Annotated in this window: 17 protein-coding genes; 7 read left to right on the forward strand and 10 right to left on the reverse strand. The window is 66.3% G+C overall.

Annotation, left to right across the window (positions count from 1 at the left end):
* Positions 1-7: 7 nt before the first annotated feature.
* From TSB10P1A_RS21145 to TSB10P1A_RS21155, 3 genes are all read right to left on the reverse strand, one after another.
* A complete protein-coding gene (locus TSB10P1A_RS21145) occupies positions 8-928 on the reverse strand; it encodes an ABC transporter permease (RefSeq protein ID WP_186389913.1) in 921 nt (306 codons plus the stop codon).
* Between the two features lie 11 nt (positions 929-939).
* Positions 940-1917, reverse strand: coding sequence for an ABC transporter permease (locus TSB10P1A_RS21150; protein WP_186389914.1), 978 nt, complete (start codon positions 1915-1917; stop codon positions 940-942).
* A gap of 173 nt (positions 1918-2090) precedes the next feature.
* Entirely contained in the window at positions 2091-3683 is a 1593-nt protein-coding gene (locus TSB10P1A_RS21155) for an ABC transporter substrate-binding protein (protein ID WP_208984523.1), read from the reverse strand.
* A gap of 175 nt (positions 3684-3858) precedes the next feature.
* Here TSB10P1A_RS21155 and TSB10P1A_RS21160 point away from each other — a divergent pair, with 175 nt between their 5' ends.
* The 4 genes from TSB10P1A_RS21160 (at position 3859) to TSB10P1A_RS21175 (ending at position 9439) form a co-directional block, all read left to right on the forward strand.
* Positions 3859-4821, forward strand: coding sequence for a LysR family transcriptional regulator (locus TSB10P1A_RS21160; protein ID WP_186389915.1), 963 nt, complete (start codon positions 3859-3861; stop codon positions 4819-4821).
* Between the two features lie 25 nt (positions 4822-4846).
* Complete coding sequence (gene argE, locus TSB10P1A_RS21165) at positions 4847-6013, forward strand: acetylornithine deacetylase (RefSeq protein ID WP_186389916.1); 1167 nt, start codon at positions 4847-4849, stop codon at positions 6011-6013.
* Positions 6014-6051: 38 nt separating this feature from the next.
* Entirely contained in the window at positions 6052-7011 is a 960-nt protein-coding gene (locus TSB10P1A_RS21170; protein WP_186389917.1) for a succinylglutamate desuccinylase/aspartoacylase family protein, read from the forward strand.
* Between the two features lie 241 nt (positions 7012-7252).
* Positions 7253-9439 carry an anthranilate synthase gene (locus tag TSB10P1A_RS21175; RefSeq protein WP_186389918.1) on the forward strand — a complete coding sequence of 729 codons (2187 nt, stop codon included), beginning with the start codon at positions 7253-7255 and terminating at the stop codon, positions 9437-9439.
* A gap of 48 nt (positions 9440-9487) precedes the next feature.
* On the opposite strand, the gene TSB10P1A_RS21180 is transcribed toward TSB10P1A_RS21175, so the two are convergent.
* Positions 9488-9811 carry a helix-turn-helix domain-containing protein gene (locus TSB10P1A_RS21180; protein WP_244293200.1) on the reverse strand — a complete coding sequence of 108 codons (324 nt, stop codon included), beginning with the start codon at positions 9809-9811 and terminating at the stop codon, positions 9488-9490.
* A 283-nt stretch (positions 9812-10094) separates the two neighbouring features.
* Between TSB10P1A_RS21180 and gstA the strand changes: the two genes are divergently transcribed.
* The 3 genes from gstA to TSB10P1A_RS21195 all read left to right on the forward strand — a co-directional run bounded on the left by gstA (position 10095) and on the right by TSB10P1A_RS21195 (position 11429).
* Complete coding sequence (gene gstA, locus TSB10P1A_RS21185) at positions 10095-10709, forward strand: glutathione transferase GstA (RefSeq protein WP_186389920.1); 615 nt, start codon at positions 10095-10097, stop codon at positions 10707-10709.
* Between the two features lie 76 nt (positions 10710-10785).
* Entirely contained in the window at positions 10786-11187 is a 402-nt protein-coding gene (locus TSB10P1A_RS21190; protein ID WP_186389921.1) for a nuclear transport factor 2 family protein, read from the forward strand.
* 23 nt (positions 11188-11210) lie between these two features.
* Complete coding sequence (locus tag TSB10P1A_RS21195; RefSeq protein WP_186389922.1) at positions 11211-11429, forward strand: 4-oxalocrotonate tautomerase family protein; 219 nt, start codon at positions 11211-11213, stop codon at positions 11427-11429.
* A 13-nt stretch (positions 11430-11442) separates the two neighbouring features.
* Here the strand turns inward: TSB10P1A_RS21195 and TSB10P1A_RS21200 are convergent, their stop codons facing one another.
* The 6 genes from TSB10P1A_RS21200 to TSB10P1A_RS21225 form a co-directional block, all read right to left on the reverse strand.
* Positions 11443-13449 (reverse strand): acyltransferase family protein, encoded by a 2007-nt coding sequence (locus TSB10P1A_RS21200; RefSeq protein WP_186389923.1) that lies wholly within the window; start codon positions 13447-13449, stop codon positions 11443-11445.
* A gap of 109 nt (positions 13450-13558) precedes the next feature.
* On the reverse strand, positions 13559-13978 hold the full coding sequence (locus TSB10P1A_RS21205) for a RidA family protein (protein WP_244293206.1): 420 nt from the start codon (positions 13976-13978) through the stop codon (positions 13559-13561).
* 66 nt (positions 13979-14044) lie between these two features.
* Positions 14045-15697, reverse strand: coding sequence for a benzoate-CoA ligase family protein (locus TSB10P1A_RS21210; RefSeq protein ID WP_186389925.1), 1653 nt, complete (start codon positions 15695-15697; stop codon positions 14045-14047).
* Positions 15698-15751: 54 nt separating this feature from the next.
* Positions 15752-16948 carry an acyl-CoA dehydrogenase family protein gene (locus TSB10P1A_RS21215; protein WP_186389926.1) on the reverse strand — a complete coding sequence of 399 codons (1197 nt, stop codon included), beginning with the start codon at positions 16946-16948 and terminating at the stop codon, positions 15752-15754.
* Between the two features lie 24 nt (positions 16949-16972).
* Positions 16973-17842, reverse strand: coding sequence for an enoyl-CoA hydratase family protein (locus TSB10P1A_RS21220; protein WP_186389927.1), 870 nt, complete (start codon positions 17840-17842; stop codon positions 16973-16975).
* Positions 17835-18410 (reverse strand): MarR family winged helix-turn-helix transcriptional regulator, encoded by a 576-nt coding sequence (locus TSB10P1A_RS21225; RefSeq protein ID WP_186389928.1) that lies wholly within the window; start codon positions 18408-18410, stop codon positions 17835-17837. The genes TSB10P1A_RS21220 and TSB10P1A_RS21225 overlap by 8 nt, the downstream gene beginning before the upstream one ends.
* Between the last annotated feature and the right edge of the window lies 1 nt (position 18411).

Here is an 18411-nt window from a genome sequence, read left to right on the forward strand (position 1 = left end):
GCGGCCCTCACTTCTGCAGCCGCGGGTTCAGCGCGTCACGGAGCTGGTCGCCGACAATGTTGATGGTGACGATGGTGATCAGCAGCGCCACTCCGGGAAAGACGGAGATCCAGTACTTGCCGGAGAGCATGTAGTCGAAGCCGTTGGCGATCAGCAGGCCGAGGGACGGCTCCGTCTGCGGCAGGCCGACGCCCAGGAAGGACAGCGTTGCCTCCAGCGCGATGGCATGAGCCGTCTGCACGGTGCCGACAACGATCAGCGGGGCGATGCAGTTCGGCAGGATATGGCGGAAAACGATGCGGGCATGCGACAGGCCGAGGCAGGCGGCGGCCTCGACATATTCGCGGCGGCGCTCGACCAGCGCCGAGGCCCGCACGGTGCGGGCATAATAGGCCCATTGGGCGATGACCAGGGCGATGATGATCTTGTCGATGCCCTTGCCGAGAATGGCCAGCAGGATCAGGGCGATGAGCACGGCCGGCAACGACAACTGGATGTCGACGATGCGCATGATCACCCCTTCCGTCCGCCCGCCGGCATAAGCGGCGACCAGTCCGACGATCATGCCGATCGTCAGTGCAATCGCTGCGGAGGCAACGCCCACCGACAGCGAGATACGCAGCCCGTAAAGAATCGCGGAGAGCAGGTCCCGCCCCGAACCATCCGTACCAAGCCAGAAGGTGACGCCGTCCATGCTCTGCGAGCCCGGCGGCAGGCGGGCGTCGAAGACCGACACCACGGCCAGATCGTAAGGGTTCTGCGGCGAGATCCAGGGCGCCAGCAACGCCGCCAGGATAACGATGGCAAGCCCGATGGCGGCAAGAACGGCCAGCCGGCTATCGGTGAAGTCCGAGAGGAAACGGCGAAAGGGCGTGTCCGCGCGGCGGGGGGCGGCGATGCCTGCGATGGGGGTCTCGGTTGATGCCATGATGTTCGTCCTCACTGGCCGCGGTCGCCGAGCCGCACGCGCGGATCAAGGATCGAATAGAGAATGTCGACCACCAGGTTGATGACCACGAAGAGGAAGACGATCATCATGAGGTAGGCGACGATGATCGGCCGGTCGAGCTGCTGGATCGACTCGATGAGCAGCTTGCCCATCCCCGGCCAGGCGAAGATCGTCTCAGTGACCACCGAGAAAGCGATGAGCGAGCCGAACTCCAGTCCAAGAACCGTGACGACCGGAATGAGGATGTTCTTCATCAGATGAACGCCGACGATGCGCGAGCGCGACAGGCCCTTGGCGCGGGCGAACTTGATGTAATCCTGCAGCATCGCCTCGCGGGCGCCGGCGCGGGTCAGACGGATGACCAGCGAAATCTTGAGAAGCGCAAGGTTGAGGGCCGGCAGGGCGAGATGGCGCAGCCCATCGAGTGTCAGGAAGGACACGCGGATGCCGAAGACATCGACCGTGCTGCCGCGCCCGGTCGAGGGCAGCCAGCCAAGCATCACGGCAAAGACCATGATCATCATGATGCCGACCCAGAAGGTGGGCAGGGAGAAGCCGAGGATCGAGCCGGCCATGATGGTCTTGGCGCCGACACTGTCCGGATAGAGCCCGGCATAGAGGCCTAAAGGAATGCCGATGACAATGGCCATCAGCAGGGCGGCGAAGGCCAGTTCAAGCGTCGCCGGCATGCGCTGGATGATCAGCCCCAACGCCGGCTCGCCGAAGATGAAGGACTGGCCGAGATTGCCGCTCAGGGCATTGACGATGAACAGCCAGAACTGCTCCCAGATCGGTCGGTCGAGGCCGAGCGCGCGGGTGACGTTCTCGATGTCCTGCTGGTCCATGTCAGGCGTAATGAACATGTAGACCGGGTCGCCGACCAGATGAACGCCGAAGAAGACGATCATGGCCATGGCGACGATGACCAGCACGCTCTGCAGGAGGCGGCGGAGAATAAAGACGCTCATGAAGCGGTTTCCCGGCAAAGCGGCATGGAGGGGACGGGACAGTCCGGCGGAGCCGCCGCAAGGTGAGGCGGAGAGTCCTTGCGGGCGTCTCCGCCGGCACTGCCTGTCATCGCGACGGAGCGTCCCGGACACTCCGCCTCCGGCACGGAGCCGGAGGCGGAACGAGGCGAGCCTCAGTCTTTGAGCACACCATAGGCGACGGTGTATTCGTCGGTGCGCGGGATGTAGTTCAGCCCCTTGCGGGTCGCCCAGGTGTTCACCTGATAGTGGATCGGGACGATCGCGAGTTCGCCGATTGCGATCTCCGTTGCTTCCGCAAGCAGGCCGGCGCGCTTCTCGTCGTCAACTTCCGAGAGCGCCGCCTCGATCAGCCGGTCGACCTCCGGGTTTGAGTAGCGGCCGCGATTGGCCGAGCCCATGCCCTTGTCCTTGTCGGCGGTGGCGATAAGGGCGCGCAGCGGCGAGGACGCCTCGCCCGAGCCCGCTCCCCAGCCGACCAGGATCAGCGAGAATTCCGGCAGGCCGTCGGCACCGGTGGAGGCGCGGGTGAAGTAGACCGAGCTCGGCATGGTCTCCACCTGCGTCTTGATGCCGGCGCGCGTCAGCATCTGCGCGATCGCCTCGGCGATCTTGGCGTCGTTGAGATAGCGGTTGTTGGGCGCGTGGATGGTCAGCTCGAACCCGTCCGGCAGTCCGGCCTCGGCAAGCAGCGCCTTGGCGCCCTCCAGATCATAGGGTTCCGCCTTCAGGTTCTCCGACACGCCGAAGAAGCCCTCCGGCAGGAGCTGGCCGGCCGGGATCGCCTGCCCTTCCATGACGCGGTCGCGGATCAGCTCGCGCGAGATCGCCTTGGAGAGGGCCTTGCGAACCTTGACGTCCATCAACGGGTTCTTGATGTCGCCGCCGCCATTGGCCTTCACGAAAGGCGAGGCCTCGCGGAAATGGTCGAGATGCAGGTAGATGACGCGGTTGGACACGCCCTGCGAAAGCACGACATTGTCCCGGCTCTTCAGCGTCTCGATGTCGGTGGTCGGAACACCGTTGATGACGTCGACATCGCCGGCCAGAAGCGCGGCAACGCGCGAGGGAGCCGACTTGATCGGCTTCAGCGTCACCTTGTCCCAGATCGGCTTGCCGCCCCAGTAGTCTTCGTTCGCGGCAAGCACGATGCGGTCGCCGGGCACGTATTCGACGAACTTGAAGGGCCCCGTGCCGGCCGCCGCCTTGCCGGAGTTGAACTCCTCGGTCGTGCCCTGGCAGCCACCCTCGTTGGAGATGATCGCGACGTTGCCGAGGTCATTGACCATGACCGGATAGGGCTCGGCGGTCTTCACATGGATCGTATAGTCATCGATCTTGATGAAGGTTTTGCCCTTGATATAGGTGTCGAAGCTCGCTGGCGAATTCGGCACGCTGGGGGCGCGTTCGAACGTGCAGATAACGTCGTCGGCGTTGAAGTCCGTGCCGTCGTGGAACTTCACGCCCTCGCGCAGCTTGAACTCCCAGGTGGTGCTGTCGACCGGCTTCCAGGATACGGCAAGACCGGGCTGGAAGTTCTGGCGCTCGTCCGGATTGGCGAGGCGGTCGAACATCATGAAGCCGAGCTGGTTGTTCGGCCCCAGATTGTGGAAATGCGGATCGATCGAGGTCGACTCCGAATCGAGGCCGATCACGAGATCCTCGGCCGCGGCCGGTGTGGCGAAAGCGACAATGGCGCACGCCGCCCCCATGAGCGCGCGCGCGAGCGGCGTCCTTGCAGACTTCATCAGGTAGCTCCCCTCTGGATCCCCTCTGGTCTTGTCCAGACGGGGCGGGATCGACTGGTCCCCGTCTGCTGTCCCGTGTCGAGGTTGACGCCTCGCCGGCTTGTGGGGAAGGCTATTATGCGTTTATATGATCGACAAACGAAAAACGATAACTCGAACGCATAATTGTATTCCCATGACAAATACAGAGGTTACGGACGAGCCGCCGGCTCGGCAAGCCACGAGCACCGTCAACCGCAGCGGCCTGACGCTTCGCGAGCTGGAGGTGCTGCGGGCGGTTATCTCGGAAGGCAAGACGACGGCCGCCGCCCACCGGCTCGGCATCTCGCAGCCGGCGGTGAGCCGTGCCATCGCCCAGTTGGAAGCCCGGCTCAACCGGCAACTGTTCCACCGCAACGGCAACAAGATCCTGCCGACATCCGAGGGGCTTGCCTTCAACGAGCAGATCGAGCCGATCTTCGCCACGCTGGCGCGGCTCGATGCGGCCGAGGCGGAGGACCTCAACCCGAAACGGTTGCGGATCGCCGCCCCGCCGACGCTGGCCCACCGCCTGATGACCAAGCTCGTTCCGGGGTTTCTGGCCGACAATCCGGAAGCGTCTGTGCATCTGGAAATCGGCATGTCGACCACCGTGACTGCGGCGGTCGCCGACGAGAACGCCGACCTCGGCATCAGCGACGGGCGGTTGCGCCACGATGGTCTGCGGATCTATCCCTTCCGCCACGCGATCGCCCATGCGGCGATCCCGGCGGATCACCGGCTGGCGAGCCGTGAAGAGATCCTGCCGGAAGATCTGGCGGGAGAATCCTTCATCGCGCTGACCCGCCGCTTCCACCAGCGCAATGTCTATGACCGGATCTTCGCCGAACGCGGCATCGAGCGGAAGATCCGGGCGGAAACGGCGACCAGCATCGCCATCTGCGAGCTGGTGCGCGAGGGCATGGGCGTCGGCCTGGTCAACCCCTTCCCCGTGAGTCTGCGGCCGCTTGAGGGTGTTGTCTTCCGGCGCTTCTCGCCGCGTGTCGACTATCTCACCCAGTTCTTCGTTCCCGCCGGGCGCGTCTCGCCGATCGCCCAGCGCTTCATCGAATATGCGCGCCGGGCCGTGCCGGCCGACGCCTACTCGCATCCGGCCTGATTCGGCCGCAAGGAAAGGACACCGCATGCTCCAGCTTGCTGCTCCGCGCTCGGTCGGCATCCTGAAGGACCTCGTCGGCTTCGACACCACGAGCCGGAACTCCAACCTGGCGCTGATCTCGCATGTGGAGGCCTTCTTCGCCGCGCGCGGCGTCGCCACGACGCGGGTGCCGGACGAGACCGGCGAGAAAGCCAACCTGATCGCCACCATCGGACCGAAAGACATCCCGGGCTACGTGCTGTCCGGCCACACGGACGTGGTGCCGGTGGATGGCCAGACATGGACCAGCGATCCCTTCACCTTGACCGAGCGTAGCGGCCTGCTCTACGGGCGCGGCGCCTGCGACATGAAGGGATTTCTCGCCTGCTGCCTTGCCAAGGTCGACGAGATGCTGGCGCGCGATCTCGTCAAGCCGATCCATTTCGCCTTTTCCTATGACGAGGAAGTCGGCTGCAAGGGCGTCCCAAGCCTGATCGAGCGGCTGGTGAAGACGGTGGCCCTGCCGGAAGCCTGCTTTGTCGGCGAGCCGACGGAGATGCAGGTGGTGATCGGCCACAAGGCCAAGCGCTCCTACCGAGCGATCGTCACGGGCCGAACCTGCCACTCCTCGCTGGCTCCGCAGGGCGTCAATGCCATCGACCATGCCGCGCGGCTGATCCTCAAGGTGCGCGAGATGGGAGTTGAGCTTGCCGATGGCCCCAGCGACCCGCTCTACGATGTGCCGGTGACGACGTCGCACACAGGCACCGTTGCCGGAGGAACGGCTCTCAACATCGTCCCCGACCGCTGCGACTTCGCCTTCGAGTTCCGGGTTCTGCCCGGCGAGGATGCGGACGCGCTCGTCGACGAGGTGATGCGCTTCGCCCGTGAGGAGATCGAGCCGGAGATGAAGTCACGCGCGCCCGAGACGGGCATCGCCTTCGAGCAGATCTCCAGCTTCCCAGGCCTCGACACGGCGGCGGATGCAGACGTCACCCGGCTCGCCAAACGGCTTGCCGGGCGCAACGACCACGCCAAGGTCGCCTACGGCACGGAAGGCGGCCGCTTCGTCGAGATCGCCGCCATCCCCACCGTGGTGATCGGCCCCGGCTCCATCGAGCAGGCGCACAAGGCGGACGAGTTCATCGCCGTTTCCGAACTCGTCAAGTGCGAGACCTTCCTCGACCGGCTGATCGAGGAAGCCACCCGCTAAACCACAGTTTCCCGCTCAACTTCGCCGAGAAAAACGCCATGACCACCGGACAGCCTCCTGTCGAACTGCTCAAGACGGACATCTCCTCCTATCGCGCCGGCAATGTCGGTATCGAGGGCGTCACCACCTTCGACAGCGGCATTGCCGGCCCGCATGTGGCTGTCACAGCCGTGGTGCATGGCAACGAGCTCTGCGGTCCGATCGCGCTTGACTGGCTGTTCCGCCACGATGTCCGCCCTGTGCGCGGCAAGCTGTCCCTCGCCTTTGTCAACCTCGATGCCTATGACCGGTTCGACCCGGCGGACCCGTTTGCCTCGCGCTGGGCGGACGAGGACATGAACCGGCTGTGGCAGCCGGAAACGCTCGGCGGCGGCGAGACCTTGGAGCGCAAACGCGCGAAGGAGCTGCGCCCCTTCATCGACAGCGTCGATCTCCTGCTCGACCTGCATTCGATGCAGAACGCGACGGCGCCGCTCTACATCGCCGGTCCCCTGGCCAAGGGACGGGCGCTGGCGCGTGCCGTCGGAACGCCGGCGCTGGTTGTCAGCGACGAGGGCCATGCGGCCGGCAAGCGGATGCGCGACTATGGCGGTTTCGGCGATCCTGCGAGTGAAAAGAACGCGCTGCTGGTGGAATGCGGCCAGCATTGGGAGGCCGCCAGCGCCGATGTGGCCCTTGAAACCACCCTGCGCTTCCTGCAAGTGACGGGCGCTGTGGCGCCGGACACCTTTGCCGACGAGCTTGCACGCTTCCCCGCGCCGGGACCGCAGAGCTTCATCGAGATCATCGAGCCGATCACGATCATGACCGACGCCTTCCGCTTCACGGCGGACTATGTCGGGCAGGAAGTAATCGAGAAGGCCGGAACAGTGATCGCCTATGACGGCGAGGTAGCGGTGACGGTGCCGGAGGATCGCACGGTGCTGATCATGCCGAACCGGCGGCCGGCGAAAGGCCAGACCGCCGTGCGGCTCGGCCGCCTCATTGCCGGATCGTGACCCTGCGCCTCTCCGCGACTTTCGCCGTTGCGGACGGGGCCGGCATGCGCTACTGACTTTGACATGACGATGACGACGACGATCAACGGCTGGTGGTGGCGCTCCTGGTAACAGGCGGCGAACGACAGCGCGTGACTTAACGTCATTCGGGGAGTTTCAAAAAGCCGCCGCGGGGTCCCGCCGGCGGCTTTGCCATGTCCGGCCGGGAGGATCGCGGCCAGCGGAGGCAGGGAAGACGGACATGCAGACAGGACGCGAAGAGAGCTTCGTGACGAAGGGGGGGATCGGCATCAGCGTCGCGACGCGGGCCGCCGACTACGAACTGGGCACCTCGCCCTGGATCGACCGGCTGGACGCTGAGCGGGGTGCGGTCTTCTCTTCTTCTTACGAATATCCCGGCCGCTACACCCGCTGGGACATGGCGCTGGTCAACCCGCCACTGGTGCTCGAGTCCCGGGGTTCCGACGTGCGCGTCGAGGCACTGAACGAGCGCGGGCTTCTGCTGCTGCCGGCGGTCGAGTGCTGCCTTGCCGCGCAGGAGGACGTCGAAGGCCTTGCCCGCGACGGCAACCTCCTGACCCTGCGGATCAAGCCGGCCACCCGCGCTTTTGCCGAGGAGGAGCGCTCGCGCCAGCCCTCCGTCTTCTCGGTGATCCGGGCGATCAGCGCGCTGTTTGCCTGCGACGACGGCCATCTCGGCCTCTACGGCGCCTTCGGCTACGATCTCGCCTTCCAGTTCGAGCCGATCGAATTGGTGCTCGCGCGCCCCGACGACCAGCGCGACGTGGTGCTCTACCTGCCGGACGAGATCCTGCTGGTCGACCACTACGGCCGCAAGGCGCATGTGCGTTCCTATGAGTTCCAGGTGGACGGGCGCAGCACCGAAACCCTTCCGCGCACCGGCACGAAGGAAGCCTATCGGCCAGCCAACCAGGACCCGGGGCGCGGCGACCACGAGCCGGGCGAATATGCAAGGCTGGTGGAGGCCGCGAAGGACTACTTCCGGCGCGGCGACCTGTTCGAGACCGTTCCCGGCCAGGTGTTCTACGAGGCCTGCCCGGCAGCGCCCTCCGCCGTCAGCCGGCGGCTGACGGAAATCAACCCCTCCCCCTATGGCTTCTTCATCAACCTGGGCAACGCCGAATATCTGGTCGGTGCGAGCCCGGAGATGTATGTCCGCGTCTCCGGCGGGAGGCGGGTCGAGACCTGCCCGATCTCGGGCACCATCCGGCGCGGCCGGAACGCGATCGAAGACGAGGCGCAGATCCGCAAGCTGTTGAATTCGGCCAAGGACGAGGCCGAGCTCACCATGTGCTCCGACGTCGACCGCAACGACAAGAGCCGCATCTGCGTGCCGGGCTCGGTGCGGGTGATCGGCCGGCGCCAGATCGAGATGTATTCCCGCCTGATCCATACGGTCGACCATATCGAGGGCATCCTGCGCGACGATCTCGACGCGCTCGATGCCTTCCTGTCGCACACTTGGGCGGTGACGGTGACCGGGGCGCCGAAGCGGTGGGCGATGGAGTTCATCGAGCGCCACGAGAAGAGCCCCCGCGCCTGGTATGGCGGCGCCATCGGCGCGATCCTGTTCAACGGCGACATGAACACGGGTCTGACCCTGCGCACCGTGCGGATCAAGGACGGCGTCGCCCAGATCCGCGCCGGCGCGACGCTGCTCTATGACAGCGTGCCGGAGGAGGAAGAGGCCGAGACGGAGCTGAAGGCGGAGGCGATGCGCGCCGCCGTGCGCGAGGCCGGGCTTGCCCGCGAACGCAAGATCGATCCTTTGGCCGCGCAGCCGGGCAAGGGACTGAAGATCCTGCTCGTCGACCACGAGGACAGTTTCGTCCACACGCTCGCCAACTATTTCCGGCAGACGGGCGCCGAGGTCGTCACCTATCGCTCACCGGTGGCGGACAGCGTGTTCCACGATGTTGCGCCGGATCTTGTGGTGCTGTCGCCCGGCCCCGGCAGTCCGAAGGACTTCGACTGCGCGGCGACCATCGGCCGGGCGCGAGCGCGCGGATTGCCGATCTTTGGCGTCTGCCTCGGACTGCAGGCCTTGGCGGAAGCCTATGGCGGCGAACTGGCGCAGCTCGCCATCCCGATGCACGGCAAGCCCTCGCCCGTTTCGTTCATCGAAGGGTCGATGCTCTTCGAGGGGCTCGCTTCGCCGGTGACGGTCGGGCGCTATCACTCGCTGCACGCGCGGCGGGACAAGCTGCCGGCCGGGTTCCGAGTGACATCCGAGACCGAGGACGGTGTGATCATGGCGGTCGAACACGAGAGCGAACCGGTCGCCGCGGTGCAGTTCCATCCCGAATCGATCATGTCGCTCGACCAGGATGCCGGGCACCGCATCATCCAGAACGTGGTGACCCGCCTTGCCCGCCAGACGCGCCAGGCGATGGCCGCCGCCGTCTGATCCTCGGTAACACACCCAGCAGCGGGCGCGGCGATGCCGCGCCCCATCCTATTCGCCGACCTCGACCTCCGTGTCGCCACTGAGGTCGGCCGGCGTGTTGCGCGTCTTCAGCTTGTGCGACACGTCGACGATGGCGCGGATCGCCGGCAGCAGTTCCGCGCCGAGATCGGTAAGGCAATATTCGACCGAGGGCGGCGATGTCGGGCGAACGGTGCGCGCCACCACCCCCTTCCTCTCCAGATCCCTGAGGCGGGCCGTCAGCACCTTGGCCGAGACCGCCGGAATGTCGAGCCGCAGTTCGGAGAAGCGACGCGGACCGGCGGCTAGGCACCAGATCACGTTCGGCGTCCAGGCACCTTTCAGGATCTCCATGCAATGGCTCAAGGGGCAGCCTTCCGGCGGGGGCGGACTGTGATTCTTGCGTATTTTCAAGGCCATGCTTGTCTTCCTCGACCGCGTCGGCCAAACCGCCGCGCACGCCATGGCGCGACCGGGAGCGGTTACCGATCGGAAATCTGATTATCCCGTAACACAAGGTTTTCAAGTTTACAAAGGTAACCAAAGCTTCCTAGATGCGGTGGACGCGGTCAAACAACCGCAGCACCACTCCGGGGCCGGATGCAACCGGCCCTGCAGCCATAGGGACGCAGACACGATGAAGCTCTACTACAAGCCGGGCGCCTGCTCGCTCGCCACCCATATCGTCCTCAACGAGTTGGGTCTGTCCTTCGACATCGAAAGCGTCGACACGAGCGCGAAGACGACAGCCGGCGGACGAGACTTCCTGGAGATCAATCCGGACGGCTACGTCCCCGCGCTGGCACTGGACAACGGCGACGTCCTGACGGAGGGCGCCGCGATCCTGCAGTATCTCGCCGACCAGCATCCGGCCTCCGGCCTGGCGCCCACACCGGGCTCCTGGGAGCGGACGCAGCTTCACCGGCACCTGAACTTCATCTCCGCCGAGCTGCACAAATCCTTCTCGCCGCTGTTCCAGGGCGCGGAAGGCGTTGCCCGCGAGGCGGCGATCGACAAGGTTCGCAAGCGGATCGCGCATTTCGAACCGATCTTTGCCGACGGTCGTCCCTACCTGATGGGCGACACGTTCTCGGTGGCCGACGCCTATCTCTTCACGGTGCTGAACTGGGCCGGCTTCATCGGTCTTTCGCTCGACGAGTTCCCGCAGGCAACGGCCTTCGTCGCTCGAATCGCGGAGCGGCAGGCCACCCGGCGGGCGCTGGAGGCCGAGGGGCTGCGCAAGGCGGCCTGACCTGAACCCCCAGGAACGTCATCAACAGGACGGCGGCCGGTGTCACCTCCGCCGCCCGGCACAGGGCACACGCGCAATGACCTCCAGTGAAACGGCGGACTTTTCCGCCATTCTCGATCTTTGCGGGCGCTATCACGAGGCCCTGCACCGAAGCGACGCCGTACTGCTCGGCAGCCTGTTCCACGACCGCGCGCTTTACGCGGCGACGACCGACGGCGACATCCGCTTCTGGTCGATGGACCATTATCTGCCGATCGTCGCTGCCCGCCCCTCCCCCGCCTCGCGCGGCGAACCGGCGGACGGCGAAGTTGTCGCCATCACCTTCGCCGGCCCCAACGCAGCCCTGGCGCAGGTCCGCAGCTCCATCGGCGAACGGTTCTTCACAGACTTCCTGTCGCTCGTGAAGATCGACGGACGCTGGCTGATCGCCGCCAAGGTTTTCGACTACACCACCCGGCCACGCGACGCGGCCGCCTGACACGAACAAGGACAAGGACACCCATGCCGTATGTGAACATCAAGGTGACACGCGAAGGCGTCACGCGTGAGCAGAAGGCCCGGCTGATCGCCGGCGTCACCGATCTCCTGGTCGAGGTGCTGAACAAGGACCCGGAGACGACGTTTGTCGTGATCGATGAAGTCGAACTGGAAAACTGGGGCATTGCCGGTGTGCAGACCGATGTCTTTCGCGCCCGGAAGAAGGCTGCCGCACAGGAGTGACAGCGGACGCCTGCTAATTCCTGCCAAGCAGTGGAGACAGGGCCTCGACAAGGCCGGGCGAGAGCAGTTCGGCGCCGCGCACCGTCAGGTGGTTGGAATCGAAATACAGCGGCTCGCCCGCAGCCACGATCCGGCAGGCGGTCCCCGCGCCGCATAGCGCATCCAGCGGGTCGATCACACGCCAGCCGTGGCCGGTTGCCGCCTGATCGAGCGCCGCACGGGTAGCTTTCTGGCGTGTCAGCGCGGCCTGGCGTCCCGGCCCCGCCGGCTCGGCCAGGCCGAAGCGATCCGACACGGCGATTGCCGAGGGCACGTTGATGCCGGGTTCGGGAACCGTGTGAACCAGCATCACCGGAATGCCGGTGTCTGCAAGCCGCGCAGCGAGAGCCATGGAAGCCTGCGTCAGTTCCATCAGGCGCGCGCGGCGCACCGATGCGGAAGGGGGCGGCGCGAAGCGCAGGTCGACGCCCGTGCCGCCCTCCGCAATGAGTGTCCAGCGGGCGGCCAGGATCACCGCATCCGGGCGGGCAGCGAGGATCTCGTCCAGCACCTGCTCCGTGAACTGCTGGCAAGTGCCATCGTGTTCGGAGCCCGAAATGCGGGGATCGACCAGCGGCGGGCAGCCGGCCTTGGCGACGAGAAGCCCGCCAACCCCGAGCTCGGCCAGGGCAGCGTCGACACCCGGCGCCAGGGCAGCCGCGTGAGAATCGCCCCACAGAACCACCCGGGCAGCACCCTCGCGAGCGCCCAACCGGCAGGGACTCTCCGGCACGCCTCTCTCCGCAAACGAGAAACCCTCGTCGCGCCAGCGGCTCATGCAGGCGAGCCTGTCGCTTGCCCGCCATTCCTCATTCGCGGCCATCAGACCGGCAACCCGTGGCGGGATGCGCAGCGGCAGGCCGTCGGTCGCCTCCACCACGGCGGTGACCGCGAGCGTTGCCAGCGACAGACCGGCGAAAAGACCGAAGGCGCGCGCGGCCCCCGCGGAGCGCCAGCCGCGCGCCGGCTGCTCGACGAAGCGCCATGTCGCCGCAGAGAGCGCCGCCATCAGCAGCAGGAGCGAGGCGGTGGTTGCCGGCGAGGCAGGATCGAATCCAAGCGTGCGGGCAAAGGCGATCACCGGCCAGTGCCAGAGATACAAGGAGTAGGAAACGAGGCCGACGGCGATGCTGACCCGCCAGCGCAGCACGGACGTGGCGTGGGGTTGCCCATTTGCACCGGAGATGATGACGAGCCCGGCGCCAAGGCACGGCAGCAGTGCCCAGCCCCCAGGATAGGCCAGACGATCCGACAGCAGGACGAAGGACGCGGCGATCAGGACAAGCCCCAGCGCTCCGGCGAGTTCGCGCCGGATGGGCGAGAGCGCTCTCCCGGCGCCCGACAGGGCGAGCAGCGCACCGATCATCAGTTCGAAGGCCCGCGTGTGCGGCATGAAAAACCCGGCGCGCGGTGCAAACGCCGCCATGGCAATGCTCGCCGCAAGCGACACCGCCCCGAGGACGAGCACGAGCAACAGCGCCTTGCGGGTCGACGCGCCGGCAAGGCGCACCAGCAGCATCAGAAGCAGCGGGAAGACGACATAGAACTGCTCCTCGACCGCGAGCGACCACAGGTGCAGCAGATGATCCTGTTCCGACGCCTGGTCGAAATAGTCGATCCGCTGGGCGAACCAGAAATTGGCGGCGAACAGCACGGAGGCCCGCGCCGACATGGAGAACGCCTCGAACTCCATCGGCATCAGCACCAGCGCTGCCACCAGGAAGCTTGCCGCGAGCACCAGGTAATAGGCGGGCACGATGCGCAGGATGCGCCGCTGGTAGAAGCCCTTCAGCGTGAAGCGTCCGGCTGCAAGCTCCGACCAGACGATGCCGGTGATGAGGTAACCGGAGATGACGAAGAAGATGTCGACACCGGCAAAGCCGCCCGGCAGCCAGTTCGCATCGAGATGGAACACCACCACGGACAGGACGGCCACGGCGCGCAGGCCGTCGATATCCGGTCGGTAGGCAGGAGAGGTCACGTGGTCGACAGGCCCTGTTCGGTGGTGCGGCTGTCTATTCCACAAGGCGCCGGGCTGCACAAGCGGGCTGAGCATGCGCAGCCCGCAGGGCTTGTCGTTGCCCGAGCGGTTACACTGGCAGGATCGCAGTTCCCTCAATCTCCACCATCGCCTCCGGCTCGACCAGCGCCACCACCTGGACGACGGCCATCGCCGGATAGTTGCGTCCCATCACCGAGCGGTAGACGGGCCCGAGCTCCTTCAGGCACTCGCGATAGGCGTCGATGTCGGTGACATACCAGGTCAGGCGGGCAATGTGCTCGGGACCGCCGCCGGCAGCAGCGACGACGGCGACAACGTTCTCCAGCGTCTGGCGGATCTGGCCGAGGAAATCGGACGCGAAGACCCCGTCCGGGGTCCAGCCGATCTGACCACCGGTCAGCACCATCCGTCCCTCCCCGGCCATGCCGTTGGCATAGCCTTTCGGGATCGGCCAGCCGTCGGGCTGCAGGGCCGCAAGCGGCGAGGGAACGGCGGCACGCGCAGGCATCGCGGTGGCGGTGTCGGCAGTCTTGCTCATAGGGTCTTCCAAGTCCCGATCTTCAACGGTTCGCGTTTACGACGCGGCGGATCTTGCGGCCGGCGGCTCGCTCTCTCCCGTCGCCAGTTCACGCAGCGCAAAACGCTGCAGCTTGCCCGTCTCGGTGCGCGGCAGCGCGGAGACGAATTCGATGGCGCGTGGATACTTGTAGGGAGCGAGTTCAGCCTTGATGTAGTCCTGCAGTTCCTTCACCAGCGCCGCATCCCCCGTGACGCCGGGTTTCAGCACCACATAGGCCTTGACGATGCGGCCACGATCCGGATCCGGGGCACCGACCACTCCGCACTCCGCCACGGCCGGATGGGCCAGCAGCGTTCCTTCGACCTCCGGACCGGCAATGTTGTAGCCGGACGACACGATCATGTCGTCGGAGCGCGCCTGATACCAGAAATAGCCGTCAGCGTCGCGGATATAGGTGTCGCCCGTGACGTTCCAGCCGTTGATCACATAGCTGGCCTGGCGGTCGTCGGCGAGATACCTGCAACCGGTGGGACCGCGCACGGCGAGCCGGCCGGGCGTGCCGTCCGGCACTTCCTCACCGTCGGGGCCGATCACCTTCGCCTCGTAGCCCGGAACGGGCTTGCCGGTGGCTCCGGGACGCACGTCCTCCTCGCGCGCGGCGATGAAGATATGCAGCATTTCGGTCGCGCCGATGCCATCGAGAATGCGGATGCCGGTCGCCGCCAGCCATTCGTCCCAGGTCGCCTTGGGCAGGGCCTCACCAGCCGAAACGCATTTGCGCAAGGACGAGAGATCCGCCTCGCCCTTCTTGGCGAGGATCGCGCGATAGGCGGTCGGCGCGGTGAAGAGCACGGTGGGGCGCATCTGCGGGATCGCCTTCAACAGATCGTCGGGACCGGCCCGCTCCAGCAGGATGGCGGTCGCACCGACGCGGAAGGGGAACAGCACCAGCCCGCCGAGGCCGAAGGTGAAGGCAAGCGGCGGCGAGCCGATGAACACGTCGCTTTCCTGCGGCCGCAGGACTTCGCGCGCGTAGCAATCGCAGATCGCCAGCATGTCGCGGTGAAAGTGCATCGTTGCCTTGGGCACGCCGGTTGTGCCGGAGGTGAAGCCGAGCAGACAGACGTCGTCGGCAGCGGTATCGCAGACCGCGAAGTCCGGCAAAGCGGCCTCCATGCGGCGCTCCAGCGAAGCGTCGTCGCCACTGCCGGCATAGAGGATCGTCGCCAGCCGGCCGGTACGGCCGCGCGTCAGTTCCATCTCCTCGGCAAGGCGGTGGTCGCAGACGGCGAGCGAGAGCTCCGACTTGTCGACGATGACGGCAAGCTCCTTGGCACGCAGCAGGGGCATGGTGGCAACGACAATGCCGCCGGCTTTCAGAATCGCGAAATAGACCGCCGTCATCATCGGCGTATTGGGAAAGCGCAGCAGCACCCGGTGGCCCGGCTGCAAGCTGAAATCGGCGACAAGAACATTGGCGATGCGGTTCACCTTTTCGGCGAGCTCCGCATAGGTCCAGCGCTCGGTCGGGGAAACCAGCGCCAGCTTGTCGCCGCGCCCTTGCGCGACGTTGCGGTCGATCAGTTCGACGGCACAGTTCATGCGCTCGGGAAAGCCGAGCTTTTCCAGGTTGATGAAGTCGGGCCAGAGCTCACGCGGTGGCAGATTGTCCGCCGCGAAAGTGTCGGTATGGGCTGAGCGGGCCATTCGGCACTCCTGTGGAAGGTTGGGGCGGCCGGTTTCCGGCGCGTTCTATGGTCGTCATTCGGCCGCCGCGGAGGAGCGGCGGGCGGCATGGTCGGCGATCGCCTGACGCGCGATCACGATCTTCTGGATTTCTGTTGCGCCCTCGTAGATGCGCAGCGCGCGGACATCGCGGTAGAGCTCTTCCATCTTGCAGCCGACGCGCACGCCGTGGCCGCCATGAAGCTGGACCGCACGGTCCACCACTTTCTGGGCATTCTCCGTTGCAACCATCTTGGCGAGCGCCGCTTCTCGCGTGACGCGCGGGGCACCCATGTCCTTGGTCCAGGCGGCGCGATAGACCAGCAGTGCCGCCGCATCGACATCCGCGACCATGTCGGCCAGCGCGCCTTGCGTCATTTGCAGATCGGCAAGCGGTGCCCCGAAAAGCTGGCGACTGGTGGTGTGCTCAAGCGTATCGGCAAGGGCCCGGCGCGCGAAGCCGAGCGCCGCCGCCCCGACCGTGGAACGGAAGATGTCGAGCGTCGCCATGGCGACCTTGAACCCCTCCCCTGGCCGGCCAAGACGAGCGGAGACGGGCACCCGGACACCGTCGAAGGACAGGGTCGCCAGCGGATGCGGAGCGACCGTGTCGATGCGCTCCTTGACCGAGAACCCGGCCGTGTCGGCGTCGACCACGAAGGCCGAGAGCCCCCTCGCGCCCGGCGCCTCGCCGGTGCGGGCGAAAACCACGTAGTGATCGGCAATGCCGCCGTTGGAGATCCAGGTCTTCTCGCCGGAGATGCGGACATGGTCCGGCCCGTCGGCGTCCGCGACGGTGGCAAGTGCAGCAACGTCGGAGCCGGCGTCCGGCTCTGACAAGGCGAAGGCCGCGATCTTCTCGCCGCGCATGACCGGAGGCAGGTAACGATCCTTCAGCTCGTTCGAGCCGGCAAGCGTGATGGAGCCGGTGCCCAGCCCCTGCATGGCGAAGGCGAAGTCGGCGAGACCGTTGTAGCGGGCGAGCGTTTCGCGGGCGATGCACAGGCTGCGAACGTCCAGCCGCTCATGCAGGCCGCCATGGGACGCCGGAACGGCGGCACGCAGCAGACCGGCCTTGCCGAGCGCGGCGACCAGCCTGCGACAGGAACCGTCGACGTCATGATGGTCGGCAAGCCGCTCGACCTCGGCGGCGGCGAAGGCCTCCACCCGCGCGGCAAAGGCGCGGTGTCCGTCGTCGAAGAACGGCCAGTCGAGAAAGCTCAGGTCGGTCATCGCATCCTCCTCGACGACAGCGCGTCAATTGCCCTCGAAGACGGGCTTCTGCTTCGCCGCAAAGGCCTCGAAGGCCCGGCGGTAATCTTCGGTCTTCATGCAGACCGCCTGCGCCAGCGCCTCGGCTTCGATGGCCTGGTCGACCGACATGTCCCACTCCATGTGGAGCATGCGCTTGGTCATGGCATTGGCGAAGGTCGGACCGGCGGAGAGGCTGTCGGCCAGCGTCTTCGCTTCTTTGAGAACCGCCTCGGGCGACGCCAGACGGTTGAAGAAGCCCCAGCGCTCGGCCTCCTCGCCGCTCATGACGCGGCCGGTATAAAGAAGTTCCGAGGCACGCCCCTGTCCAATGATCCTCGGCAGGATGGCGCAGGCGCCCATGTCGCAGCCGGCAAGACCGACGCGGTTGAACAGGAAGGCGACCTTGGCGCCGGCCGTTCCCACGCGCAGGTCCGACGCCATGGCGACGATTGCCCCCGCACCGACGCAGATGCCGTCGATGGCGGCGACGATCGGCTGCGGGCAGGCGCGCATCGCCTTGACCAGTTCTCCGGTCATCCGGGTGAACTGGAGCAGGCCCGGCATGTCGCGCGACAACAATGGCTCGATGATCTCGAAGACGTCGCCGCCGGAGCAGAAATTGCCGCCAGCGCCGGTGACGACCACCGTCTTCACCTCTTCGTCGAACTGCAGGGCGCGGAACAGGTCGCGCAATTCGGCGTAGGAATGGAAGGTCAGCGGGTTCTTGCGCTCCGGCCGGTTCAGCGTGATCACCGCCGTCTTGCCGTCCACCTCGAGACGGAAATGGGTCGGCCGATAGTCCCGCACGGGCAGCGCGATCGGATAGGTCTCCTGTGCGCCGACGATCGGGGCGGAAACGGTGGCATCAGCCATTGGACGGCTCCTTGTGGATAGATGGCGCGTTGCGAGCGGCCTCCGAGGCCGCTCGCGCCGAAGCCTTGGCCCGTGCAAGCAGCGCCATGAGCTGCTCGATGTCGGCGTCCGAAAGCCCGGCGAAGAGATCGCCGACCCAGTCGCCATGGGCATGTGCCATGGCCTCGAAACCGGCCCGTCCCTCGGGTGTCAGGGTGACCAGGGCGGAGCGCCGGTCGCCGGGAGCCGGGCGCCGCTCGACGAGCCCGTCCTGGACCAGGCGCTCGACAAGGCCGGTGACATTGCCGGCCGAGACCATCATGCGCCGCGAAAGATCGCCGAGGGTCAGTCCTTCCGGCGCCTTTTCCAATTGCGCCATCAGATCGAAGCGCGGCAGGGTGACATCGAACGCGCCGCGCAACCGGGAGCGGATCTCGCTCTCGATCAGGTTTGTCAGGGTCAGAAGCCGCAGCCAGAGGCGCAGCTCCGCGCGGTGGTCGTCGCCATGCAGGCGAGTCTCCGCATCAAGCAGGACGGCAGGAGCCTCCCCCTCGCTGTCGCCAATGTCCTTGCTAGCGCCCTCGTCCATC

The sequence above is a fragment of the Stappia sp. TSB10P1A genome, from assembly GCF_900185725.1.
GTDB lineage: Bacteria > Pseudomonadota > Alphaproteobacteria > Rhizobiales > Stappiaceae > Stappia.